We start from the raw sequence: 23,892 nt of genomic DNA, 5'->3' as shown, positions 1-23,892 counted from the left end.
GAGGCGAAGGAAGTCATCATCATGCTGCCCGGACAGGCGTGTCCGCACCGCGCACTGGCTCTTCCGCTCCATCCATCAGGGGCAAACCCTATGTCGGCTCGACGGTTACCGTGGGTGCCTCACTCGGCGATCACCCACTTGCCGTAGCGCGAGCGAATCGGCCCGGCGGCTGTCCACAATGGACCGCAAATCCGCACGCACGTCGATCGCCTCACCGCGATCAGGAGGCACCCGTCGCCAGCACCTGCGCGGCGGCCCCTGCCTCCGTCGTATACTGCGCGGTCCCCGACGTCCGACGGAGGAGACGCCAGGATGAGATCCGGTGCCCCGAACAGCTCCTGCGGCTACCCGGGCCATCCGACGGGCATGGACATGCCCGCACTGATGAGGGGGGCGCGGGTACTCCTGTTCGTCGTGGGTGGCCTGCAGCTCACCGTCGGTGTGCTCGTCGCCGGCCTCTTTGCCGGCCTTGTCGCCAACGCTGGCGGCAGCATCGCCGACGCGGTTGCCGTCGTCAGCGTGCTGCTGGGCCTGGGGGCGCTGTCGATCATCCTGGGGACGAAGTTCGCCACCGGCGGGGGAGGTGTCCGGGTCACCACGATGGTGTACGCCTCGCTGATGATCGTGGCCTGCCTGGGCAGCCTGGGCCTCGGGGACGGCTTCGGCCTCATCTTCACGGGCGGGCCGGTCATCGGGCTCGCCTGTGGCGGCTTCATCCTGGCGTTGATGGTCACCGCACAGGCCGGAGCCTGGTTCCACCGCCCACGGTAGGTACCGAGCAGCTGCAGGCCATCGCAGACGACCTGAGCCGCGGCGACAGCGGGCCGGCGACTGGTGGGTCACCGGCCTCCCATGCCCCCGGGCAATCCTGAGCTGACAGCAACTGCTGGCACCGGCGCGCTGCTATGTCTTCAGGCGAGGTGGCGGGTCGCGTGTTCGATGGATCTCCTGATGTCCTTCGGGTCGTGCCCCGCTCGGGCTCGAAGCCGCCAGCCGAGGATGAGTGTGAACAGGAGATCGGTGAGCGCTGCTGGATCTGCTTCGCTCGGCAGTTCTCCGCTGTCGCGCAGCCGGGTGAGCAGGTCGACGAGCCCTGTTCGCGTGAGGTCGAAGGCGGTCTCGGTGCGACGGGAGACTTCTGGGTCCGTGCTGCCCAGTTCCGCCGCGGTGTTGATGACAAAACATCCGGCGGGGTCGGCTGCCTGGGCGTCGCCTCCCAGCGCGACGGCGGTGACTGCTTCGACGAGTGCGTCGATGGTCGGGGGAGCGTTGCGGAAGCGCTGACACCCGTCGGTGCTCTCCGTCGCCCGATAGTGATCCAGGGCTCGCAGGAAGAGGCGGTGTTTGTCGCCGAACGTCCGGTAGAGGCTGCTCGGGTTGAGCTCGAGCGCTTCGCCCAGGTCGCGCGTGCTGGTGGCGTGGTACCCCTTGCGCCAGAACACCTCAGTTGCCTGGTCGACAGCTGTTTCCTCGTCGAATGCGCGTGGCCTGGCCATCCCGGTTCCTCCCATTGTGGAGCGGACGCTCCCAATGCTAGCGTCCCAATTTGGGAGCGATCGCTCCCAAATGAGCTGAGGAGGAACCGGACGTGGTTGAAACGCGAGCCGTGGTGACCGGCAGATCGGGACCGGACGCCGGCCGGCAACGCTGGGGTGCGGCCTGGGCGGCGATGTTCGGCGTGTTCGTCCTGGTGGTCGCGGAGCAGCTGCCGATCGGGCTGCTGACCCAGATCAGCCCCGCGTTGGCCGTCACCGAGGGACTTGCCGGGCTGAGCGTGACCGTGCCGAGCATCATCGCCGGTGTCGCGGCGCCGCTGGTGCCGCTGGTGGCCGGGCGGCTCGACCGCCGGATTCTGCTGGTCGCGTTGATGGTCCTGATGAGCGTCGCGAACGTGGCCTCGTGGCTGGCTCCGACGTTCGAGGTCCTGCTGGTCTCGCGCGTCTTCGTGGGAATCGCGATCGGCGGGTTCTGGGCGATCGGGGGCGGCCTGGCCGTTCGGCTGGTGTCGGCGGAGAACGTGCCGAAGGCTACCTCGATCATCTTCGCCGGTGTCGCCGCCGCCAACGTGCTGGGCGTTCCACTGGGCACGATCCTGGGAACGGGCTTGGGGTGGCGCTTCGCCTTCGCGGCGCTGGGGGTGGCCGCGCTCGTCGCTCTGGTGGGCCTGATCCTCTTGCTGCCGCCACTGTCCGCGCAGACCTCGATCGGCCCGCGTCTGCTGTTCGGCCAGCTCGGGAACCGGGCCGTTGCGGTCGGGCTGCTCGCGACCTTGTTCTGCGTTGCCGGGCACTTCGCCGCGTTCACCTTCGTGGGGCCCATCCTGCGCGACATCGCCGGGCTGCCCGCCGCCGCCGTCGGTCCGGTGCTCCTTGTTTACGGGCTCCTCGGGCTGGGCGGGAACTTCGCGGCCGGATCACAGCTGGGGCGCAGCGTCACCGGCGTCGTCATCTCGATCTTGGCCGTGATCGGCATCGTGCTGGGGCTGGTCCCGGTTCTCGGCGGGCAGCCGGTCTCGGGGGTGGTGCTCCTGCTCGTGTGGGGCCTGTTCTTCGGCGGACTCTCGGTCAGCATGCAGACCTGGATGATCAAGGCGGCGCCCGCGGCGGTGGAGGCCGCGACATCGCTGTGGGTGGGTGTCTGGAACCTGTCCATCGGGCTCGGTGCGCTGGTGGGCGGAGTCGCCATCGACCGGCTGTCGCTGGCAGCCACGATCTGGATCGCCGCCGTGCTGACGCTGATCGCTTTCCTGCTGGTGGTTTTCACCCGTCCAGCCCGGGCGGCGGTCGAAGCTCGAGCGGCGCGGGGCTGACCTACGGAGTGAACGAGGTCCGACCGGTGACGGTTCAGCCGCTGCCGGGCAGCGCGTCGGCGCCGTAGACGTGGTGGCAGTGCAGGGCGAGTTCGAGGTGGGCGCGGCGCTCGTCGATCGGGTGCCCGAGGGCCTGCTCGGCTTGCTGCACGCGGTAGCGGACGGTGTTGCGGTGCACGTGGAGCGCGGCGCCGGCGCGGCGCGCGTCGGCGCCGTGTGCGAGGTACTCGCGCAGCGTGTCGCGCAGGCGGGTGGTGGCGTCGTCGGTGGCGGCGAGCTGGCCGAGTTCGCGTTCGACGAGCGCGCGCATGGCGGCCATCCCGCCGCTGCCTGCCGCCAGGCAGGCCAGCTCCACGTCGGCGTAGCAGGTGATGGGCCTGCCGTTGCCGGTGGTGATCGCGACGGACTGGGCGGCGAGCGCTTCCCGGTGGCTGCGGCGAAAGCCCGCCATGCCCGGGGCGCTGATGCCGGTCGCCGCCCGCACTCCGGGGCGGAACGCTTCCTTGACCACATCACCGGCCTCGGCGGCCTCCTCACCGAGCTGCACCTCCGACCGCTGACCGTGTCTTCCAAGCAACGCTGCGACTCGGACGGCGCCGCCTACCTCCGCGAACCTTGCCTCCCCGCCCAGTGCCGGAGACCAGCCACAGTGGCCGACCACCACCCCGAACCCCGGCGCGCCGCCGTCGCCCGCGGCGCGACGCTGACCCGACGCCTCACGCCGACTCCGGCCCTGTGCACGACCTGCCGCGACCGGTACACCGCGCCCGCCGCCCCGGCGGCTGGTACTCGCGACACCCCGAACACAGGACATGCGGCGAGCTATCGACGAGGCGTTCGCTGGCTATGCGAGAACCGCCTTGTCCAAGCCAGCGCCGCTGCAGTCCGACGGTATGGCCGAATGGGCCGACATGAGCCTTCCCATATCGTGGGCGGTCGGTTTTCACCAGGGATGACGGTGGGGTTTCAGTCGTGTCTACGGGCATCCCAGGTAAGACAGCGACGACGCGTCATTGTCCCATTCGGAGGTGAAAGGGCCGCCCATCTTGGGGGGCATGGTGTTATCGGGGTGTCCGCCGCCATTCGGAAGCCTGGAAACGCAGTACACCATGTTCGTGTTATTGAACCATGACGACGCATCGTTGTCGAATGTCGGGACCTGTCCTGGCAGTCCGTTGCAGGACGAGTTGTCCGGCGTGCACGGAATCCTGGCGAAGTCCGACTCGTAGTGTCCCGCCTTCCAGGAGACTATTCCGTCGCGCTGATTGAGGCCAGGAAACAGGCACACCCGTCCCTCGGGGCAGTTGTACTGCTTTCCCTTGCTGAATTCCCAGCAGACCTCCTGGTTGGGACTGCTGCACGACTGCTGGGTTGCCGACGGCGTGGAGGCGGCGTCGGCGGCGGTCGTGACACCGGACATCAGTGCGGCTGCGGAAAACGCGGCGGTTGCGCACAGCGCTGTTTTGATCATTCGCATGACTGATCTTCTCCTTGCTTGGGAGCGCTAAGCTCCTGTGTGAAAATACCTTGTTCCGATGTGTAAAACAGTGATAACTTTCGCATTCGTTCGACGCTTCAATGAAGACTTGTCGTCGTTTCGAACGAGAGCGGTGAGGACGCCGACCAGCACCACCGAGGTGTCGTGCCGGCGGTCGATGGACTGCTACCAGGCGTCTTCGGTGAACGCACGCGGATCGCCGCCTTCGTGGTAGGCGTCGGCCAGCTGCTTGCAGACCTGTGCGATTGTGGCCGCGTCTGCCTTGAACTGCTCGCTCAGCGCGCCGGCCCGGCCGAGTGCGATGTCGGCCCAGGTGGTGGTGCCGGTGTCGACGGCGAGTTGGAGGCTCTGCAGCGTCGGGCCGCCGCGTCCGTCACGGAAGTACTCGACAGCCTCCCGGTGCAGGGCGGCCGGTGGATTGGTCACGTCTCGGCGGGTACGGTCCAGCCGTTCTTTCGCTGCGCCCAGGTGCTTGTCGAATGCGGCCCTGGTGTTGCCGAAGCTCTCGTCAGCGGCTTGGAGTGCGGCGTTGAAACCGGTCATCGGTGGTTCTCCTCTCGATACTCCGGTGGGGTGCCTCACGGGTTGTCGGGTCCGCCGTAGGGCCTGTCCGGCAAGGAGACCTTGGCTTCGGGAAACTCGTGCGTCGGCTCGTGGCCGGCGATCAGTTTGAAGCTCTCGACGAGCGTGCCGACCCCGTTGGTCAGCAATTCGCCAACGCCCTTGACCATGTCGATGTTGTCCTTGAGATCGCTGAAGTTCCAGGCGATCTTCAGCGGCGCGATCGCCGGGCATTCCAGGATGCTGATGACGAACTCGATGACCGTGCAGATGGTCGTGACGAACTGGTCGAGCATTTCGGCCATGTCGTTGAGCTTGTCCCGCATGTCGCGGCAGAACTCCTGGTGATCGCCGAGGCGGCGGATCCAGTCCATCATGTACCGCTCGAAGGCCTGGGCCGCGTTGCCCTCCCACTGCGGCTCCAGCTCGCCGTACCCGGAACGGAGGTTCTCCGCGACGCCTTCGACCGCCCAGCGCAGGTTGTTCCAGACCGCGCCGATCGTCTTGAGCTGGCCGTACTCGGCACCGATCTCGTCGACGACGATTTCGACGAAGCTGAAGTCGAACAGCTCGTCCATGAGTTTGTCGATCCAGCCAAAGGTGCCAAGCGCGTCGCGGATCGCCTCGGCGGCGTCGTTGTTTTCCTGCCCCGGTGCCACGAGCCGGCCAAGTGGGTGGTGGGTGTCGACAAAAGCGGTCATGGCGTGGGCCCTCCGCTGGTCAGCTTCGAGCCCGCAGGGCCGTCCGGTCGTTGCTTGTCGAGCTGTTCGGCGTAGTTCTGGTCCGCGGTCTCGTAGGCCGTGGCGGCCGTGGTGAGCGCGGCGGCGGTGGAGTCCAGCTTGCTCATGACGTCGTTCATCAGCGTGATCTCCCGATCCGCCACCCGCACGCAGCCCTCGGCCAGGTCGCTGAGGATCCCGGCCAGCCCCGTGGTGTCCTTGCCGAACTCCTTGACGTGCGCGGCGATCTCCCCGGCGAACCCGGCGTTGCGGGCGATCTGAGTCCCGTATCCCCGAAGTGCTTCAGGATGGACGGCGAACTTCTCTCCAGCCACGGCGTCTCCCTTCCCCCTGCTGCGCGACTGGGAGCAGTCAACGCCCCACCGGCCTCAAACCGGCTTCAGAACGGCTTCCCGCCGACTCCTCGCTGACCTGGTGATTCACCCACGAGGTGCCCGGAAAGCACCTACCATCACGAATCGTGCCGGAGAAAGACGCACTGCGGGTCCAGCTCCTCGGGCCGGTTCGCGTGCTGGCCGGTGGACGGCCGGTGCCGATCCCGGCACGTCCTCGCGTGGTGCTCGCGGCGCTGGCCTTGGCCGGTGGCCGCCGGGTGGGTACCGGTGAGCTGATCGCCCACTGCTGGGAAGAGCGGCTGCCAGAGCACCCGCGTCGCGCGTTGCAAACGCTGGTCGGACGGCTGCGTGCGCTGCTCGGCGCAGGCACCCTGGTCACCGTCGCCGACGGATACGCCCTGGACACTGACCGCGTGGTGGTCGATTTGCAGCTGTTCCGGGATCTCGTGCGGCGTGCCGAGGCCGACGAGGACGCCGCGGATACGTTCCTGCGCCAGGCGCTGGAGCTCTGGCACGGCGAGCCACTGGCTGGGGTGGCTTCGGACCGGTTGCGCACGCAGGCGGCAGCACGGCTCACCGACGAGCGGATCGCGGCCCTGCTGCGGCGGATCGACCTCGACCTGGATCGTGGCCGCAGTCAGGAAGTGCTCGGCGAGCTGCGGGCGCTGACCGGCGAACAGCCGCTGCGCGAGGAAATCTGGCGTCGGTTGATCACCGCGCTGCACCGGGACGGCAGGCGCGCCGACGCACTGGCCGCTTACCAGCAGATCCGGACGAATCTGCGGGATGAACTCGGCATCGATCCCGGACCCGAACTCCAGCAGCTGCACCTGTCCCTGCTGCAGGACGAGCCGGTCGCCGCGCCCGCCGCAGTGCCCGTCCCGCGGCAACTACCCGCGGAAACCGCCGATTTTGTCGGCCGCGAGGCCGACCTCGCCGCCCTGGACCGGCTGCTCGCCGCCGGTAACACGGAACGGCCGGTACCGATCGCCACGATCACCGGTCTGGCCGGCGGCGGGAAGACCACGCTCGCCCTGCGCTGGGCGCACCGGGTGGCAGGTCACTTCCCGGACGGGCAGTTGTACGTGAACCTGCGCGGCTTCGACGCCGCTGAGCAGGCTCTGTCACCGGCGAGCGTGCTCGCGCCCTTTCTCGATGCGCTCGGGGTCCCGCCCGAACGCGTACCGGCAGACCTGGATGCGCTGGCCGGCCTCTACCGCAGTCAGCTGGCCGCGAAGCGGCTGCTCGTGGTGCTGGACAACGCGCGCGACGCCGGTCAGGTGCGGCCCCTGCTGCCCGGCAGCTCCGGCTGTCTGGTGCTGGTTACCAGCCGGGACCCGCTCGGCGGCCTGATCGCCGGGCACGGTGCCCAGCCGGTGACCGTGGGCCTGCCCTCGGAGTCGGACGCGCGGCTGATGCTCACCCGCCGCCTCGGCCGAGGCCGGACCGATACCGACTCCGACGCGGTCGGCGAGATCGTCGCCGCCTGCGCCCGGTTACCGCTCGCGCTCGCGGTGGTCGCCGCACGCGCCGCCCTCCACCCCGAATTCCCACTGCGGGACATCGCCGCGGAACTGCGCGCCGCCCCCACCACCCTGGACGCCTTCGCCGACGAGGACATCAGCACTGACGTACGCACCGTCCTTTCCTGGTCCTACCAGCAACTCGACCCGCCGACCGCGAGACTGTTCCGGCTACTGGGCCTGCACCCCGGGCCGGACATCACCACACCGGCCGCCGCCAGCCTCGCCGGAGTCCCCACCACACAGGCGCGGCCACTGCTCAACGCCCTGACTCGCACCGGGCTGCTGACCGAACACGCACCCGGCCGCTTCCACTTCCACGACCTGCTCCGCGCCTACGCCGCAGAACTCGTCACCAACGAGGCAGACCGCGACCATGCGCACGTCCGGTTGCTGGACCACTTCCTGCACACCGCCCACACCGCAGCCGGGCTGCTGGTGCCCTCGCGCGACCCTCTCGACCTGCCGGAACCACCGTCCGGATGCGTCCCGGAGCCACTCAGCGATCACCGTTCGGCAATGACCTGGTTCACCGCCGAACGGCACAACCTCATCGCCACACTCACCCACGCCGGCGCCATCGGCTACCACCGGCACGCCTGGCAACTGGCCTGGGCGCTGTGCCCGTTCCTGGACCGCGGCGGGCGCCGCCACGAACTGATCGGCGTCCACCGCGTCGGCCTAGCCGCCGCCGAACACCTCGACGACCCCACCGGCAGAGCACACACCCACCAAGGCCTGGCCAACGCCGACGGCCTGCTCGGCCGGTTCACCACCGCGAAAGAACACCTCACCGAAGCTCTCGGCCTCTTCCGCGAAGCCGGCGACAAACCGGCCGAGGCCGCAGCGCTCGTCGACCTCAGCTGGATCCTGCACGAGCAGGGACAACGCCGGGAAGCACTCATCGAGGCCGAACGGGCGCACGCGCTCTACCACGCCATCGACCACCACATCGGGGAAGCCATCGCACTCACCGAAATCGCCTGGTGCCAAGCACTTCTCGGCGATTACGAACAAAGCCTGGCCTCGAACGAGCAGGCATACACGATCCTCGAAAAAGTCGGCGACCGGCACGGCCAGGCCGACACCTGGCAGTCCATGGGATTCGCCCACCAGCAACTCGGCGACCACCTGCGGGCGATCGACTGCTTCACCCGCGCGCTCGAGCTTTACCGCGACCTCAACGACCCCGACGGCACCGCCGACGCACTGACCTCCCTCGGCGAAATCCACCACCACACCGGCGACACCGCCGCGGCTCACCGCGCCTGGCGCCACGCCCTCGAACTACGCGAGAAGTACCACCACCCCGACACCGAAGACCTCCGCGCGAAACTCCGCCTCGGGACCGCGCACCAGCGAAAATGACGCGAGTACCGCGCCTATCGCCTTCCGCCACCACCGCGCGAGGGGATCGGTGTGTGTGGGCAGTGGCACAGTAGGAACAGCGGCGCGGTGATGATCAGGATGAGGGTGATCGCGACCCGGACCACGTACACGATGAGCAGGCCGAGCCCGATTACCACCCGCGTACTCGCCCCGGAAGGGGCTGTCTCACCAAAGGTGTTTCCGGCGTTGTTGATCAGTAGGGTTCGGCTACTGGCCCGCGTCCACCGAAGGTGATGGCGGAGGCGTTGGGTACTGGCTTGCGGCGCCTCGCCCGTCGGGCGCGGATCGGCCGCCCTGGCCCGGGGACAGGCTGTCAGCGGTCGCCAACCGCCGCGTCGGTTAGATATGTCTTCAGGCGAGGTGGCGAGTCGCGTGTTCGATGGAGCTTCTGATGTCCTTCGGGTCGTGCCCCGCTCGGGCTCGAAGCCGCCAGCCGAGGACGAGAGTGAACAGGAGGTTGGTGAGCGCCGCTGGAGCCAGCCTCGTTGAACGCGGGACCACCCCCGCTCGCGCGGGACACACTTTGAGACCTGCGACGATACAGGAAGTAGCAGTGTTGTAAATGGCGGACTCGATGTCGTGGCCGGAGGCGCCGGTGCGCTCGGCGGGAAGGGATTTCGCGGCCGTTATCGCAACAGGTGTTGCGATCGGAAAAAGCGGTGGTAGTCGAGGGGGTTGATGGGAGTGCGAACAGCGACGAGGCCCAGGAGGTGGTGCCGTTGCTGTTGACGGTCGAGCAAGCGTCGGGTCTTTTGCAGGTGCGGCCCTCGTGGTTGCGCCGCAAAGCGGCCGCGCGTGCTGTGCCGTGCCGCTACGTGGGCAAGCATCTGCGGTTCTCGCGCGCTGACCTCGACGCTATCGCGGCGATGAGTGCGCAGGGGCCACGGGGAAGTCGTTAAGGCCTTCGTCGGGCAGGCGTAGAAGATTCTTTATTACTGGCTTGTATTTTGACGGACACGGAGCGTCCATAGGTCCGTCAATAAAACCCGATGGTAGCAAGGTATTCAACATGGCATTTGCGGAGAAATGCGGACGTGATTCATGGAGAGTTCGCTACCATCGTGACGATGGCTCGATCGGTTCGATTTCGGGGTTTCCCTCCAAGACGGCCGCCCAGGACAAGGCCGCTGAGATCAAGGTCGATCAGCGGCGAGGCAAGTTCATCGATCCCGAGGCCGGCAAGCTGGCCTTGGGAGAGTGGTCGGTGACCTGGTTCGACTCCATCGACGTCGCTCCGGCCACGCTGGCCCAGTACGAGAGCCTGACCCGTAACCACATCCTGCCCCGCTGGGGAAACACCAGCCTGTCCGGCGTGTCCGGCCTGGCGGTGCACACCTGGGGGAAGAAGCTCCGCGCCCAGGGCTACGCGCAGAACACGGTCAACACCATCATCAAGATCATGACCATGATGCTGGTCGACGCCACGGACGAACGTCTCATTCCGGTCAACCCGATCCAGCCACGCCGTCGCGGACGTCGCCGCCATCAGAAGCGCCGTGAGCAGGTGTGGGCCACTCCGGAGCAGGTGGTCATGATCGCGCTGCAGGCGGCCTCGCTGGTCGGCCCGTGGGCGGCGGTGCTGATCATCACCGCCGCGTGGACGGGCCTCGGTGGGGTGAACTCGGTGGTCTGCAGCGCTTCAACCTTGATCTCGATGCCTGTAGCCGATCGGTGCGCGGTTGTTGCGGCGTTCGGTGGTGGTAGCGCGGGCGTTGCGCCGGGATTGGGCGCGCCCGAGTCAGCGTGACGTCTGCAAGGTCCTTCTCGGCATGCGAGGGAGCTCCGTGCAACGGCAGAATGACGACCGTGCGGATCTCTTGGGATGAATTGGCCGAATCGCCGAAGAAGGCTAAGCAGCTGTTTGACCTGATCGTGCACTCCGAATACGGCGACCGTGTGCGCACGATCAACGGTTCCGGGGGCGACGGAGGCCGCGACGCCTGGATTGAGGACATCCGCCGCACGATGGAGTTCAAGAGCTGGACAAAGCTAGGAAAAACCAGCGCGCGCAGGTCGTCCGCTCGCTGAAGCGGGCTGTCGGAACGGACATCGCCCGCTACATGCTGACTACTCCACACCACGAGGTGATCGACATGCAGCGCGAACTGCACCAGGAACAGGCTGGATTGCTCGGCGGCGTGCCCGACCTACTAAAGCGCCTGGACGTCCTGCGCAGCCGCGCCGAGGAGTTGTCGCCGATCTGGGGCTTGGACTTCGCCTCGCGCGCCGGGCAGAGCGCCGTGTTCGTGCGCCTCAAGTCGGGTAGCCCTGCTCAGCACATCGAGGTCCATGTCGACGTCGAGGACGACGATCCGGCGGGTCCTGCCCTGTGGGCAACAATGCACATTAGCTCCGGTCTACTGAGGACTCCACGCGGGCTGTCGTGTTCTGTTGTGTGCGGCAAGACACTCGTGCGGTCAGTCGAGGGGTTGGCTCCCCTGCGGCGTGGGTGGAAGGTTTGCGCGTGCGATGCTGAGCTGCACTGGCCCGTACTTGGGATGAAGGTTCACCGATGACGGCTGAGAAGACGTATCTGTGTTTACGCCGGAATCAATGGCATCGTCGGTCGCGACGCCGCTGTTCACGATCATGCTGCTGATGGCGCTGGTGACGACGCTGATGGCGACGCCGTTGCTCCGGCGCTGGGCTCAGCGACCGGACACCGTCGGTAGCAGGCGATCGGGCCGCGACGGGTCGTCGTTGCGGAACACGGCGCGCCGGGCGACGTAGAAGTCGATTTCGTTGGTCGCGTCCATGGCGGGATAGAGGATCGGGTTGGAGCCGAAGAACCAGATGCCGCGCGTGCGCTTGACGACGATGATCGGGCCGTTCCCGATCAGGGCGTCGTTCGGGTCACCGGTGTCGAGGAACGCGTCGGACTGGGTGTTGACCGAGTAGGCCCAGCCGCGGTCGGTGATGCGGTCCTCGATGTGGCGCCAGCCGTACTCCGCACGCAGCCAAGCCGCCACCTCCGCCACGGTGGCCGTTGTCGGCGCCGAGGGGGGCGGAGGCTGGAACGGGAACATGTCGTGCGGGCGTGCCGGATCGACCCCGGCCGCCCGCATGGCCCCGTCGATCATCGCCGCACTCGGCATGGCGAAGACCGCACGGTTCGGCGGCTCGGCCCGGAGGTACCAGGCTCCGCCCGTCGCCTTGTGCACGAGCATCGGCCCTACCCGCGGATCGATGTCGACCCAGAACATCGGACCCGCGTCATGGACCTGTGCGGCCACGACGCCCCGTTCCGCCAGCCAGGCCGCGAGTACCTCTCGAGTCAGCACCTCCCGATCATGACATGTGACCCCGCTCGCGCCACGTCATGTTTGCCGGTGCCCGTCGTGTCTCGTGGTCGTCAAGCGAGCGGAAAGGACGGACGCCATGCGCAGGATCGTGGTTCTCGGCGGCGGGTACACCGCCATGTCGGCGGCGTCCCATCAAGTGGGGCGCCTCAGGTGGCGGGATGACGTGCGGATCACCGTCGTCAACGCGAGCGCCCGGTTTCACCGAACGGCTACGGCTCCACGCATCCCCTCCGATACCAACCGTCGCCCGAACAACGCCGCCAGCTCGCCCGAGCCAAGACCAGCAACCCCGTCATTGACCGGCACACGCGACCGCGCGGTGAAGAACAACACCTCCATGAGCACTCCGCAACAGTGGAGCAAGAACTGAACACGGAGAACCGAAGCGGACACAGTGGACGGTCGCCGGTTGACGCCGAAAGGATCACTCGAATGAGACACCGCTGAACGGGCCGGGGAACGTGCCCGAGCACACTGACACGCGGCACCGGGTGCTGGGCATCCACGTCGGTGAGGACGGGGCGGTGGCTGAACCCGCTATTCGGGCTGGCCGAGGGTCCGGCCGCTACCGTGCATTCGTACGAACGAATTTCGCAGGTGAAAGGCCCGATCGGTATTCTCGGCCTTGGCTGTCGAGCAGTATCGAGGGGGCCATGGCTGAGCGGGTGGGGATTCCGGCGGCGCGAGACAGCCCGCGGGCGGACGTATGGGCGGGCCGCCATTGACGCGGTTCCGCACCGTTTGAGGCGTTCAAGCCGCTGCGCTGCGGCGGCTGCACCACCGCCGTGATCGCGGTACCGACCTATCACCGCCGTGCACCCCACGGCGGAACGACCCAGGTGATGGCGTTCTACCGTCTGCCGGGACACGGCGAGCACGATCCAGGCTGCGCCTACGACTTCAAGAACCGCGCCGAGAACCTCATCCGCGACAGCCGCGGCACGCTGGTCAAAGACGGTGAGGACTGCGAGCTGCGGCTCCCGGACCCCGATACGATCGAACCACCCGATCCGCTCCCGCCCAGCAGACCCGGCAAACCCACGGCTCGTCTGAGCGTCACCGCGGCCGACCACACGCTGGTCCCGGCACTGAGCACGGCCACTCGCATTGTGCGGCTGCTCCGTGAATTCGACGACGCGCCCGACGCCGCACACCGGTTCCGCGCCCGATACGCCGGCCGGAAGCTGCGCTGGCACGAGTTCTGCCGCCACGCCACCGAGGCCGCCGCGATCGCCAGCCACCTCGATCTCGCCGCACGGCACCCCCTCGCCCTGCACGGCACCGTGCGCGACATCGGCACCGCCCACTCCGGCAACACCCACCAGTTGCGCGACGAGCACCAGGACTACCTCGGCCACGACGCTCGACGACGGCGTCTGCGCGTCGTCCTCCGATCGAGAAACCCCGACACCTTCGCCCACGTGAACCCTGGTGACCGATGGCTCGGATACGGACACTGGCGGCTCTGGCTCGCTCCGCAAGCCCCAATCGCCGAAATCCAGCTGTGGATCGATGGCCCCTGGTCACTCGCCACCTGGCGTGAGGACAGTCCCTCCTGGGCCGCCGCACGCGAGCTGTCGGACCGAAACGCCAGATAGCGCGCGCCGCCGGTAGCCTGCAACCCTCCACCGAAGGGTGGCATCCGATGCGCAGGGAGCGTGTACCTCGTGAGTGAGAACCTGGCGAAGTTGGCGGTTCTCATCGACGCGGACAACGCCCAGCCGGCGATCGTCGATGGGTTGCTGGCCGAGGTCGCCAAGTACGGCACCGCGTACGTCAAACGCGCCTATGGCGACTGGACCGGTAGCAGCCTGCGGGGGTGGAAGGACCAGTTGCTCGCGCAGTCGATCCAGCCCGTTCAGCAATTCGCCTACACGAGCGGGAAGAACGCCACCGACGCGGCGATGGTGATCGACGCGATGGACCTGCTCTACACCGGACGCTTCGATGGCTTCTGCATCGTGTCCAGCGATAGCGACTTCACCAGGCTGGCCGCGCGGGTGCGTGAGTCCGGGGTCACCGTGTACGGGTTCGGCGAACGCAAGACGCCGAAGCCGTTCGTCGTGGCCTGCGACAAGTTCATCTATACCGAGAACCTCATCTACAGCGTGATCGCCGCGGCGCCGGCCGATGTCGCGCTCAAGCCACCTCCGCGCGCTTCGGCTGCACAGTTGAAGCAGGACACCGCGTTGGTCAGGCAGTTGCGCAACGCGGTCGAGGCGGCCTCCGACGAGGATGGCTGGGCGGTTCTCGCCGCGGTCGGGCACATCATCACCAAACAGCGCCCGGACTTCGACGCGCGCAACTACGGCTACGCCAAGCTCAGTGACCTGATCGCCGCGACGACCCTGTTCGAGCTGGATCGCCGCAGCCCCGGTGACGGGAAACCCGCGGTCATCTACGCCTTTGACAAGCGACAGCACACGGGCAAGAAGGCGAGCACCACTCCACCGGGGCCAGCGGGCGGAGACTGAGGCCGGCCTTCATGCATGGCCACGTTCCCGCGCGAGGTGCGCGGGGGAACGTGGCCATACCGGAGTCGCGCTATTTCTGCTATAGCCGAGACGCAGCCTGTGAACTCGACCATAGCTGGGTAACGAATGATGATCTTCACTCGATGATCTGCGGTGCCCAATCCACCTTCCGCGCCGCCGTCCTTAGAGCCGTCCTTGTCGGCGAGGTTGCGGTTGCTGTTCGACTGGTGCCGGCGCGCAGACGGACACGCGTACACCGACCGGCAGGGTGCAGAGGGTGTGCGCAGGGCGGGTGGTTCAATCTCCCCCACGTACGTGTGGCAGTTGCGTACCGGCCGCGCTCGTGACCCGCGTATGAGTCATCTGCGGGGACTGGCCCAGTTCTTCGTGGTGCCGGCCAACTACTTCACTGACGATGACGCCTACGCCAAGGTGAAAGCTCGCCTGACCGGCGGAGGTCATGCCAGCCCTGATCAGTTGCTCACGTCGATGATTCCCAACTTCGCCAGCCTGTCGGTGGCAAGTCAGGCATTGATGCGCTCGATGTTGCCGCTGGTCACCCAGTGGGACAGGGAACGTGCCGCAGGCTGATACGCCGAGCAGCGATACTTCCGGGCCGCCCGCAGCCGGGAACGGCTGGCTGAGAGTCGCACTGTGCTGGTACCCCGTGCTGGCTACGGCGATCTACGCGATCGTCGCGCTGCTGACCATCGTTCGCGGGCTGGCCTGGCTCGGCGCTCCAGGACGACGACTGATACTGGGTACTGCGGTCCGCCAGCGGGCCGAGCCGCCGACGTTCGCGTTGTCGATGACCGTGGGGCAGGCGATTGCGCAGCTGATCACGAGCCTGGCCTCACCGCCGGTGTTGCTGGCAACCACCTGGCTGCTGCTCGGCGCGGGCACCGGTGCGCTCGGTGACGCGCTTGTCGCGATCGTCGCCACCGCGGTCGTACCGGTGCTGGTGATCGCGATCGGCATCCGCCGCGGCTGGTGGATCGATCGCTACATCGACACCCGCCCCGGACGGCTGATCTGCATGGCAGCGATCGGCTGTTCCCTCGTGGCCGGGTTCCTCGCGCTGCGGGTAGCGCGGGCGTCGCTGGCCATGCAGCACACCGCCCTCGCCATGACGATTGCACTGGCCGGGCTCTTGCTCACGACGATCTGGTGGAAGATCAGCGTCCACACCACCGTGGCGGCGGGCTGCGCGGCCATGCTCACGTTCGCACTCGGCGCGCCCTGGCTGGCGACGCTGCTGATCGTGCCGATCATCGCGTGGTCGCGCCTTGCCCTGCGCTCGCACACCATCGCGCAGGTTCTCGCCGGCACCGCGCTGGGCCTACTTGCGACTATCGTGGTCTTCCGCTGAAGCTGGTCGCGGCGATCGAGGACCCCACCCGCGACCAGTTCTGGCTCGCCGTGCGCGCTCCCTCAAGACCCAGCTGTGGATCGCTGGCTTCGCACTCTGGGTGCTTGGCACGAAGTCATAGCCGCCAGCTGGCCGGTGAACTGATCGCGCGGAACCCGAACGCTTCGCTGCGCGCGATCGCCAACGTGGTCGGCCTGGCCCCCTCGACGGTGCTGGACGTCCGGTCCCGGCTGCGGTCGGGCCACGATCCCGTGGCCGGAAAGGGGAATACCGGCTCCACCGCGCGTAAACCACACCGGAGACCGGCGCTCGGCGGCCGTCTCGACCGCGCGAACGCCCTCACCTGCTTGAAGAATGATCCGTCGATGCGGTTCAGCGAAGCCGGGCGCCTGGTGCTGCGAAGGCTCGAAGCCTGTCCGCCGTGTTCGGTGGAATGGCGTCGCGCGGTGGAGGCACTGCCGGATCACTGCGTCGAAATGGTCGCGAGCATCGCGCGGAAGAACGCCGAATCGTGGCAGGAGGTCGCCGACTCCCTGCGGCGAAGATGCGAGCTGACCTCGTGTCATCACGATTCAGGCTGAGGTCTGGACCGCGACGCCTTGCGCTCCCTGCGGCTCGGCCCGGTTACGCGTTGACGCAGGTGGCTCCCCGGATCGGCTTCGGCTGGCTTTGCACGTAGCCGGTGGAGGTGGCGCCCTGGATCAGGAAGCAGTACCGCAGCACCGGGTCGATGCGGACCCGGTAGGTGCTGGCCCGCGCCACGAACGCCGAGTGCGCTTTCTGCCCCTCCGGCGCGATGACCACCGCGAAGTCGAGCGGTTCGCTGCTGCGCCAGGACAGTTCGACGTAGTTGCCCTGGTCCACCGGATCGGCGAGTTCGAGCAGCACGGTCTGCCCGCTGGGCGGCCCGGGCTCGGGTGCCGCGACCGCGGCCGGGCTGATCGGCGCGCCGGGTTTCGCGGGCCGGTGCAGCACCAACACCATCGCCACGGCCAGCACCGACAGCGCACCGACAATAGCGAGGACAACCCCAGCCTTCGGCTTGCGCCGCGCCCGGTACCGCGTTCCACCGCGAGGCAGCGGCGGGGCCGGGGGAGCGGACGGCTGGGGTCTGGCGACGTGGCTCGCGAAGACGTCACCGAAGTCGTCGAACACGGGCTGGGCGCGCGGCGGGCCCAGCCTGGCCGCCACCGTCGCCGCGTCCAGCGGCCGTGCGTCCGGATTGCTCGCCAGCAGCGCGGAGACCAGCTGGCTCAACCCCGGCGGCAGGTCGGTGCGGTCCAGCACGGGCACCTCGCCGCTGAGCGTGCGCAGGAGCCGTTCGTCCACCTGCTCACCGGGCTGCCCTTGGTGCGGCGGCGAACCGGCCAGCGCGAAGTACAGCACGGCCCCGAGCCCGTACAGGTCCGTTCGCTCGTTCCTGGTGCCGTCCCGCACGGTCTCCGGAGCCAGGAAGTCCACACCGGTGGTCATTTCCCCGGGGAAGGCGTGCCGCAGGGTGAGGCCGAAATCGCCGAGCACCGGCTCCCCGGATGACCGGAACAGCACGTTGCCCGGGGTGACGCCGCCGTGCACCAGACCGGTCGCATGGGCGGCCGCGAGCGTCGCGGCCAGCGTGCTGCCCACGGCGAGGGCGTCCGGAACGCTCAGCGGCCCAGATGAGCCGACCAGTTCCGACAGTGACTGGGCGCACAGCTCCATCCGCAGCGCGCACCGGCCGTCGGGCAGTTCCTCGACCCGGTCGGCCACGAGCACGGGTGCTCGCGCGCGCAGCTCACCCAGCCGGTGCAGTTCGGCGTCCAGCAGGCCACGGGTGCGCCGGTCGATCGGCCCCGGGTAGGCCTTGAGGGCGAACGCGCCGTGCCCGTCGGCACCGGCGAGCACCTTGGCCACCGGACCTTCGCCGAGGGGAACCAGTTCGCCGTTGCCGGGAAGTGCCACCGAGGCCGCCGCCGTGCCCGCCGGATCGTGCGTACCTTTCATGGTGCCGCCATCCCCACTTTGTCCGGTAGCTGCCGTTCCCGTTCCCTCCGGCCGTTCGCGCTCCATCGTAGGAACGGGAAATTCCACGGTGGCGCCGACGGCAGGATGCTGCCGCCCAGTCCACAGGGCACGGAGGACGACGCGGATGACGACGAACCTCGTCAGGGTGACCATCGACGCACCAGCCCGGCGGATCGACCTGGCCCTGCCGGAGCGTGCCTCGGTGGCCGAGGTCCTGCCCGGGCTCCTGCGCCGCGCGGGGGAGAGCCTCGCCGACGACGGGGTGACCGACGGTGGCTGGCTGCTGCGCCGGACCGACGGCACCGCACTCGACCTCGCCAGCTCACTCGGCGTCTGCGGCATCCGCGACGGCGAGGTGCTGCACCTGGTGTCCCGCCGCCTGCACTGGCCCGAACTGGAGTACGACGACCTCGCCGACACCATCGCGCAGGGCGCCGGGCGCACCGGACGGCTGTGGGGACCGGTGCACACCCGTGCCGCGGGACTGCTCACCGGAGCGTTCGCGGCCGTTCTCGCCCTGGTGGCGGTGGTCCGGGCCGGGCCGCCGTGGACAACGGCGGCGTGGGCCGCCCTCGGCTGCTGCGCGGTGCTGCTCGCCGCCGGGACCGTGCTGGCCCGCGCGCTGGGTGACGCGGGTGCGGGCGCGGTCGTCGCCGGGCTGGGGTTGCCGTTCGCCTTCGCCGGCGGCGGGCTGTTGCTCGGCGGTGGCCCGCCGGCCGCGGGATTCGGCGCTCCGCACGTGCTCGCCGCGTGCTCGGCGCTCGTGGTGGCCTCGGCGCTGGGATACGCCGGCGTGGTCGAGCGCGCCGAACTGTTCATCGCGGGCATCACCGCGGGCCTGCTGGGCGGGCTGGCGTCCTGGCTGGCCAGCCTGGACGCGCTGGACGGGGTGGACGGTGCCGCGGTCGCCACCGTGGTGGTGCTGTTGTTTTCGCCGCTGTTCGGCCCGCTGTCCACCCGGCTGGGCCGGGTGCCGATGCCGGTGCTGCCGCGCAGCACGGCCGACCTCGTGCGGGACGACCCGCAGCCGCCGCGCCACGCGGTGTACGCGGCGGTGCTGCGCGCGGACCACGTGCTCACCGGTGCGATCGGCGGTGCGGCCACGGTCGCCGTGCTGGCCCAGTTCGTGGTGGCCCGGCAGGCGAGCGCATCGGTGGTTGTGCTGCTCTGCGTGCTCTCGGTGGGGTTCTGCCTGCGTGCCCGGCTCTACCCGGCGCTGCGGCACCGGGCGCCGCTGCTGCTGACCGGCGTGGCGAGTGCGGGGGCACTGGTCACCGGCCCGGTGATGGCCGGATCGGGCGGGCTGCTCACCGTGACCACGCCCGTTCTGCTCGCCGTGGCCGGGCTGGCGATCCTGCTGGGCCTCGGCCACAGCAAGCGGCTGCCGAGCCCGTTCTTCGGCAGGTTCGCCGAGTTGCTGGAAATCGCGATCGTGCTGGCGTGCGTGCCGGTGCTGTGCGCGGTACTGGGCCTGTACGGGCTCGTGCGCGGACTGGGGGGCTGAGGGATGGCGTCCAAACGCGACCTGCTGCAGGCACACCAGTTCCTGGCGCAGCGGGTGATCTCGGCACTGGTGACGCGCGAGCCGGACCCGGAGCAACCGCCGTTCCGCCGTCCCGGCGGCGCGGCGGTGGGCAGCATCGTCGTCGGCGTGCTGATATTGGTGGGGTTCTGGGTGTACGGGCTGGTCAACCCGGGCGGGAACACGTCGTGGCGGGACAAGCCCGCGGTGATCGTGGCGCAGGAGTCCGGGGCGCGGTACGTCCACCTCGGCGGTGTGCTGCACCCGGTGACGAACTACGCCTCGGCGCTGCTCGCGCTCGGCGAGCACGCCGAGACGGTGTCGGTGTCCAGTGACTCGCTGGCGGGTGTGCCGCGCGGGCCGTGGATCGGGCTCATCGACGCGCCGGACGCGCTGCCTGCCCCCGGCCAGCTGCTCACCGGCGGCTGGAGTCTCTGCTCGCGGCCGGTGCCCGCCGCCAACGGGTCCACTGTGGACGAATCACTGCTGCTGGTGGGTGCCGGTGCGCCCGGCGGCACGCCGCTGGCCGGCGCGGCCGTGCTCGCCGAGGTGCCCGCCAGCGGGGAGACCTACCTGATCGCCAACGGCCACCGGCACCGCATCGAGCAGCCCAGCATCGTGTCGGCGGGGCTCGCGCTGACTGGCGAGCCGAGGACACGCACCGGGATGCCGCTGGTGGACATCCTGCCCGCGGGCGCGCCGATCGGGCCGCTCCGCCCGGCAGGCACTGGTTCACCGTCCACGGCCGTGCCGGGTATGGCCGGGCTGCGAGTGGGTCAGCTGCTCGCGGTGCAAACCTCCGGTGGGCGGGAGCACTACCTGGCCGAGGCGGACCGGCTCCGGCCGATTTCCCCGCTGCAGTACGACATCCAGCGCGCCGATCCGGAAACCGCGCGGGCCTACGACGGCGGCCAGCCGTCGGACGTGCTGCTCGGCCCGGCCGCGGCCGCCGCCGCTCCCCAAGCACCGCCTGCTCCCGCCGAACCCGGTGCCCCGCCGGCAGTGCGTCCCCGGTTCGCCGGCGGGGGCACGCTGTGCGCCACCTACCAGCCCGGAGCGACGGCTCCGGAGCTGCACGTCGACGCACTGGTGCCCGAGCTCGCGACCGGCGCCACGGCGCGCCGGGGTGCCCACGGGATGCCGCTGGCCGACCGCGTGCACGTCGAGCCGGGCCGGGCGGCGCTGGTCGAGGTGATGCCGAGCGCGGGGGCGCACGCCGGCACCCTCGTCCTGGTCACCGACCAGGGCCGGGCGTATCCGCTGGCGAACCGCGAGGTGCTGAACATCCTCGGGTACGGCAACGCCGAACCCGTCCGGCTGCCCGCCGGCATCGTCGACCGGGTGCCGCTGGGCAGCGGCCTCGATCCGGCCACCGTGCTGGGACCCTGACCGGGCGGGTCAGCGCTCCACCGGCGGTGGCGGCACCACGAACATCTCGTCCGGCAGGTCGTCGCGCGGGGGCTCGGCCGCGGGCAGGACGGTGCGGCGCGGCTGCCAGCCGCCGCGCCGCACCCGGACCAGTACCAGCGCGGTGGCCGCGCCCAGAGCCACCACCGCGCCGGTGAGGATCGCGATGGTCCACGCCGTCGAGGTGCTGTCGTCCCACCACTCGGCGAGGCGCAGCTGGGCGGGATCGGGCACGGGCCGCCGCACCGCGGGCACGGCGGCCGGTCCGGTGCTCACCAGGCCGTCGGTCAGCGCCCGGTAGGGATCGACCAGCCCGGCCCCGTAGGCGGCGCTGTCCCGGCCGCCCGGCGCCGGGCTCGCCGTGGCGAGGATCCGCTGCACGACCTCGGGGGCGGACAGCTCCGGCCAGGCCGCGCGCACCAGTGCCGCGGTCGCCGACACGAACGGCGCGGCGAAGCTGGTGCCGTCGCGGTACTGGTGCCCGCCCGCCCGCGCGGCGCTGAGCACGCCGGCGCCCGGGGCCACCAGATCCACCTGCGGCCCGATCTGCGAGCTCGGCAGGCGGGTTCCGGTCATGTCCACGGCCCCGACCCCGAGCACCCCGTCGTACCCCGCGGGGTAGCTCGCCGGGCCGGGCGCGGTGCCCTGCTGGGCGTTGCCCGCGGCGGCCACCACAACCACGTCCTTCTCCACCGCGTACCGGACCGCGTCGCGCACGTAGTGGTTGTCGAGTCCGCCCGCGACGGACAGGTTGAGCACGCGGGCACCGTGGTCGGCCGCGTACCAGATGCCCCTGGCGAGCACCTCGGGATCGATGGCCTGGGTGGCGCCGTCGGTCATGTCGCTCTCGCTGATCCGGACCGGCAGGATCGTGGCGTCCGGGGCCAGCCCGGTGAATCCGACGCCGGGCATGGCGGCGGCCGCGATGATGCTGGCGACGCCGGTGCCGTGGGAGACGCAGTCGAAGCTGCCGGGGAGGTCGCCGACGAGGAAGAAGTCCTGGCCGGGCTGGACCTTTCCGGGTGGCAGCTGCGGGTGGTCGGCGTCCACACCGGAGTCGACCACGGCGACCAGCACCCCGGCACCGGTGCCGTGTTCGTGCACGGTCTTCGTGTCGAGCGTCCGCTGTGCCCAGGGCACCTCGGTGACCGTCGGGCTCGCCGGGGCGGGATCGGCGCAGGCGCCCGGCGGTGGCGCGGCCGCCGCCACGCCGGGGTGGACGACCAGGGCGGCCGCGACCACGGCCACCGCCGCCAGCCTGCCGCCGGTCATCCCGGGTCCAGGTCGCAGTCGGCCATCAGAACTCCCCGTTGATCTTCCGGTCGAGCTGGTGCAGGAACGGGCCGGTGTGCACGTCGGTGTCCTCGAGCTTCGCGGCCGGCGGCAGGTACTGGCGGGTGATCTCGAACAACTGCTCCTGCGACTGGGCGACCGCGTCCCTGATGGTGTCCACAATGGACTGGGCGAGGGCCTTCGAGTCGGGGCTCCGGTAGATCCTGGGGTCGAGGTGCATCTCGCTCAGCTCGCCGCGCCCGGCCACCGTGGCGCTGACCAGGCCGTCGGGCGAGTCGGCGGTCGCCTCGATTTCGGCGATCTTGTCCCTGATCTCGAGCAGGTCGTCGCGCAGTCGTTCGTAGCCTGCCTTCCGCGCGGCCGCGTCGAACATCGGCTGTGCCATGGATCCTCCTCGGTGCTTCCGGTTGTCCCCGTTGCCGGTGTGGCCGGGCGGACTCACCTGTCCCACCTTCGATCCGCCACGCGGCAGGACGGGGGGACTTGGCAGCTTCCGGCCGCGGGGAACGGCCCGGAACCGGGCCGATCGCAAAATGTCCCGGTGCGCGAGCGCACCGGGACACCTCGGGCCGGGCCGGTCAGGCGGAGCCCAACCTCCCGCAGGACCGCTGCACCGCGGCCATGTTCTCCGAGTTGCAGGACTGGACGCCCTGATTCATCGCCTGCAGCAGTTCCTGTCCCGCGATCATCACCTGCTGGCAGGCTCTGCTGATCTCGGCGAACTGCCCACCGGCCTGGTCGGTCCAGTCGGCCTGGGTCATGCCCGAGGCATTGCCCCAGGAATCGATCGATTGCTGAACGCCGTTGACACAGCCGTTCATGCTCGCCGAAAGTCCGTCCAGCGCACCGAACATCGCGAGTTTACGCACGGGTCATCTCCTTTCCATGATGTGTGTTCCTCAGATGGCGCGGAGCACTCCGGCGAACGCGTAGGTGGAACCGGAGGAGCTGGAGCCGCCCCCGCCACCGTCGCCACCGGAATCGCCGTCTCCGCCGTCACCGCCGCCGGAATCGCCGCCGCCGGAGTCATCTCCGCCGGAATCACCGCCACCGATGTCACCGATGTCACCGAGATCGCCACCGAGGTCACCCCCGAGTGCGCCACCGAACCCACCGCCGAAGCCGCCGCCGAAGCCGCCGCCGAACCCGCCGCCGAAGCCGCCACCGAAGCCCGCTCCGCCGCCGCCACCGTGGGCGCCGTTGAAGCACTGGACACCCTGTTCGTCGGCGCCGATGTAGTCGTTCATCGCGAACTGGGTGTCGCCACCCAGCTTTTCCAGTTTCTGGCACAGGTTCCGAATGGCCATGTCCCATTTCTTGTGCGCCACGAGCAGCGCCTGGGACTGGTCCATGCTCCACTGCGCGGGGATGACGCTGTTCACTTCACCCTCGAGCTTGCCGCGGTGCCCTTCGATCTCCTGCACGACCACCGCGGCCAGCTGGACCACTCTCGCGAGTGTGTCCGTATTGGCGTCCATCAAACCGCTACCGGTCATCGGAGCCTCCTTTCCTGTTTGCGGCTCGCGCCGACTTCCCCGCCCGCCGTTGGTTTCCGCAGGGACAGGGCAGTTTCGACGCTAGTTCGGGCGGGATGGCCCGCTGGGGCCCGCGGCACGTTCCTGCCAACGGCGCCACCACGGCGCGAACCGGCGTGAGAATCGCGGGG

General features: G+C 69.3%; 27 protein-coding genes. 15 read left to right on the top strand and 12 right to left on the bottom strand.

What is annotated here, in order from left to right:
* Positions 1-366: 366 nt before the first annotated feature.
* Positions 367-771, top strand: a complete 405-nt coding sequence (locus A4R43_RS12480) for a hypothetical protein (RefSeq protein ID WP_236808943.1) — start codon at positions 367-369, stop codon at positions 769-771.
* A 140-nt stretch (positions 772-911) separates the two neighbouring features.
* Here A4R43_RS12480 and A4R43_RS12475 read toward each other — a convergent pair whose 3' ends face one another.
* A complete protein-coding gene (locus A4R43_RS12475; RefSeq protein ID WP_113692492.1) occupies positions 912-1,496 on the bottom strand; it encodes a TetR/AcrR family transcriptional regulator in 585 nt (194 codons plus the stop codon).
* A gap of 92 nt (positions 1,497-1,588) precedes the next feature.
* On the opposite strand from A4R43_RS12475, the gene A4R43_RS12470 reads away from it, so the two are divergent.
* Positions 1,589-2,809: an MFS transporter gene (locus A4R43_RS12470; RefSeq protein ID WP_205215312.1), complete on the top strand. Its 1,221-nt coding sequence runs from the start codon at positions 1,589-1,591 to the stop codon at positions 2,807-2,809.
* Positions 2,810-2,843: 34 nt separating this feature from the next.
* On the opposite strand, the gene A4R43_RS12465 is transcribed toward A4R43_RS12470, so the two are convergent.
* The 5 genes from A4R43_RS12465 to A4R43_RS12445 all read right to left on the bottom strand — a co-directional run bounded on the left by A4R43_RS12465 (position 2,844) and on the right by A4R43_RS12445 (position 5,922).
* Positions 2,844-3,386: a PucR family transcriptional regulator gene (locus tag A4R43_RS12465; protein WP_162788431.1), complete on the bottom strand. Its 543-nt coding sequence runs from the start codon at positions 3,384-3,386 to the stop codon at positions 2,844-2,846.
* Positions 3,387-3,785: 399 nt separating this feature from the next.
* The gene (locus A4R43_RS12460) at positions 3,786-4,286 is read right to left on the bottom strand and encodes a peptidase inhibitor family I36 protein (RefSeq protein WP_113692490.1); all 501 of its coding nucleotides are present in this window, start codon (positions 4,284-4,286) and stop codon (positions 3,786-3,788) included.
* 186 nt (positions 4,287-4,472) lie between these two features.
* On the bottom strand, positions 4,473-4,850 hold the full coding sequence (locus A4R43_RS12455; protein WP_113692489.1) for a hypothetical protein: 378 nt from the start codon (positions 4,848-4,850) through the stop codon (positions 4,473-4,475).
* 35 nt (positions 4,851-4,885) lie between these two features.
* Positions 4,886-5,569, bottom strand: coding sequence for a WXG100 family type VII secretion target (locus A4R43_RS12450; RefSeq protein ID WP_113692488.1), 684 nt, complete (start codon positions 5,567-5,569; stop codon positions 4,886-4,888).
* Positions 5,566-5,922, bottom strand: a complete 357-nt coding sequence (locus tag A4R43_RS12445) for a type VII secretion target (protein WP_113692487.1) — start codon at positions 5,920-5,922, stop codon at positions 5,566-5,568. The genes A4R43_RS12450 and A4R43_RS12445 overlap by 4 nt, the downstream gene beginning before the upstream one ends.
* Positions 5,923-6,068: 146 nt before the next feature.
* Between A4R43_RS12445 and A4R43_RS12440 the strand changes: the two genes are divergently transcribed.
* The 5 genes from A4R43_RS12440 to A4R43_RS12420 all read left to right on the top strand — a co-directional run bounded on the left by A4R43_RS12440 (position 6,069) and on the right by A4R43_RS12420 (position 11,371).
* On the top strand, positions 6,069-8,834 hold the full coding sequence (locus A4R43_RS12440; RefSeq protein WP_162788430.1) for an AfsR/SARP family transcriptional regulator: 2,766 nt from the start codon (positions 6,069-6,071) through the stop codon (positions 8,832-8,834).
* Between the two features lie 659 nt (positions 8,835-9,493).
* The gene (locus tag A4R43_RS44605) at positions 9,494-9,754 is read left to right on the top strand and encodes a helix-turn-helix domain-containing protein (protein ID WP_113692485.1); all 261 of its coding nucleotides are present in this window, start codon (positions 9,494-9,496) and stop codon (positions 9,752-9,754) included.
* Between the two features lie 110 nt (positions 9,755-9,864).
* Positions 9,865-10,602 carry a hypothetical protein gene (locus A4R43_RS12430; protein ID WP_113692484.1) on the top strand — a complete coding sequence of 246 codons (738 nt, stop codon included), beginning with the start codon at positions 9,865-9,867 and terminating at the stop codon, positions 10,600-10,602.
* Positions 10,603-10,661: 59 nt separating this feature from the next.
* Entirely contained in the window at positions 10,662-10,883 is a 222-nt protein-coding gene (locus tag A4R43_RS12425) for a hypothetical protein (protein WP_162788429.1), read from the top strand.
* Between the two features lie 65 nt (positions 10,884-10,948).
* Positions 10,949-11,371 carry a hypothetical protein gene (locus A4R43_RS12420; protein WP_162788428.1) on the top strand — a complete coding sequence of 141 codons (423 nt, stop codon included), beginning with the start codon at positions 10,949-10,951 and terminating at the stop codon, positions 11,369-11,371.
* A 132-nt stretch (positions 11,372-11,503) separates the two neighbouring features.
* On the opposite strand, the gene A4R43_RS12415 is transcribed toward A4R43_RS12420, so the two are convergent.
* On the bottom strand, positions 11,504-12,088 hold the full coding sequence (locus tag A4R43_RS12415) for a YrhB domain-containing protein (protein ID WP_113692481.1): 585 nt from the start codon (positions 12,086-12,088) through the stop codon (positions 11,504-11,506).
* A 145-nt stretch (positions 12,089-12,233) separates the two neighbouring features.
* Here A4R43_RS12415 and A4R43_RS42685 point away from each other — a divergent pair, with 145 nt between their 5' ends.
* The 6 genes from A4R43_RS42685 to A4R43_RS12390 all read left to right on the top strand — a co-directional run bounded on the left by A4R43_RS42685 (position 12,234) and on the right by A4R43_RS12390 (position 16,581).
* Positions 12,234-12,527, top strand: a complete 294-nt coding sequence (locus tag A4R43_RS42685; RefSeq protein ID WP_162788427.1) for a hypothetical protein — start codon at positions 12,234-12,236, stop codon at positions 12,525-12,527.
* 472 nt (positions 12,528-12,999) lie between these two features.
* A complete protein-coding gene (locus A4R43_RS12410; protein WP_113692480.1) occupies positions 13,000-13,755 on the top strand; it encodes a hypothetical protein in 756 nt (251 codons plus the stop codon).
* A gap of 69 nt (positions 13,756-13,824) precedes the next feature.
* Entirely contained in the window at positions 13,825-14,631 is an 807-nt protein-coding gene (locus A4R43_RS12405) for an NYN domain-containing protein (RefSeq protein ID WP_236808941.1), read from the top strand.
* 213 nt (positions 14,632-14,844) lie between these two features.
* On the top strand, positions 14,845-15,222 hold the full coding sequence (locus tag A4R43_RS42680; RefSeq protein ID WP_162788426.1) for a hypothetical protein: 378 nt from the start codon (positions 14,845-14,847) through the stop codon (positions 15,220-15,222).
* 76 nt (positions 15,223-15,298) lie between these two features.
* A complete protein-coding gene (locus A4R43_RS12395) occupies positions 15,299-16,000 on the top strand; it encodes a phosphatase PAP2 family protein (protein ID WP_113692477.1) in 702 nt (233 codons plus the stop codon).
* Between the two features lie 104 nt (positions 16,001-16,104).
* On the top strand, positions 16,105-16,581 hold the full coding sequence (locus A4R43_RS12390; protein WP_113692476.1) for a TFIIS N-terminal domain-containing protein: 477 nt from the start codon (positions 16,105-16,107) through the stop codon (positions 16,579-16,581).
* A 43-nt stretch (positions 16,582-16,624) separates the two neighbouring features.
* On the opposite strand, the gene A4R43_RS12385 is transcribed toward A4R43_RS12390, so the two are convergent.
* Entirely contained in the window at positions 16,625-17,983 is a 1,359-nt protein-coding gene (locus tag A4R43_RS12385; RefSeq protein ID WP_113692475.1) for a serine/threonine protein kinase, read from the bottom strand.
* 145 nt (positions 17,984-18,128) lie between these two features.
* Here A4R43_RS12385 and eccD point away from each other — a divergent pair, with 145 nt between their 5' ends.
* Together eccD and eccB are read left to right on the top strand one after the other, a co-directional pair.
* Entirely contained in the window at positions 18,129-19,508 is a 1,380-nt protein-coding gene (eccD, locus tag A4R43_RS12380; protein ID WP_113692474.1) for a type VII secretion integral membrane protein EccD, read from the top strand.
* A 3-nt stretch (positions 19,509-19,511) separates the two neighbouring features.
* The gene (eccB, locus tag A4R43_RS12375; protein WP_113692473.1) at positions 19,512-20,915 is read left to right on the top strand and encodes a type VII secretion protein EccB; all 1,404 of its coding nucleotides are present in this window, start codon (positions 19,512-19,514) and stop codon (positions 20,913-20,915) included.
* Positions 20,916-20,924: 9 nt separating this feature from the next.
* Here the strand turns inward: eccB and mycP are convergent, their stop codons facing one another.
* The 4 genes from mycP to A4R43_RS12355 all read right to left on the bottom strand — a co-directional run bounded on the left by mycP (position 20,925) and on the right by A4R43_RS12355 (position 23,722).
* The gene (mycP, locus tag A4R43_RS12370) at positions 20,925-22,205 is read right to left on the bottom strand and encodes a type VII secretion-associated serine protease mycosin (protein WP_113692472.1); all 1,281 of its coding nucleotides are present in this window, start codon (positions 22,203-22,205) and stop codon (positions 20,925-20,927) included.
* Positions 22,206-22,230: 25 nt separating this feature from the next.
* Positions 22,231-22,611, bottom strand: a complete 381-nt coding sequence (locus A4R43_RS12365; RefSeq protein ID WP_236808940.1) for a YbaB/EbfC family nucleoid-associated protein — start codon at positions 22,609-22,611, stop codon at positions 22,231-22,233.
* Positions 22,612-22,804: 193 nt separating this feature from the next.
* A complete protein-coding gene (locus A4R43_RS12360; RefSeq protein WP_236808939.1) occupies positions 22,805-23,095 on the bottom strand; it encodes a hypothetical protein in 291 nt (96 codons plus the stop codon).
* Between the two features lie 30 nt (positions 23,096-23,125).
* On the bottom strand, positions 23,126-23,722 hold the full coding sequence (locus A4R43_RS12355; RefSeq protein ID WP_113692470.1) for a hypothetical protein: 597 nt from the start codon (positions 23,720-23,722) through the stop codon (positions 23,126-23,128).
* Positions 23,723-23,892: the final 170 nt, after the last annotated feature.

The organism is Amycolatopsis albispora (assembly GCF_003312875.1).
GTDB classification, from domain to species: domain Bacteria; phylum Actinomycetota; class Actinomycetes; order Mycobacteriales; family Pseudonocardiaceae; genus Amycolatopsis; species Amycolatopsis albispora.
This window is presented reverse-complemented; position numbering and strand designations above follow the sequence as displayed.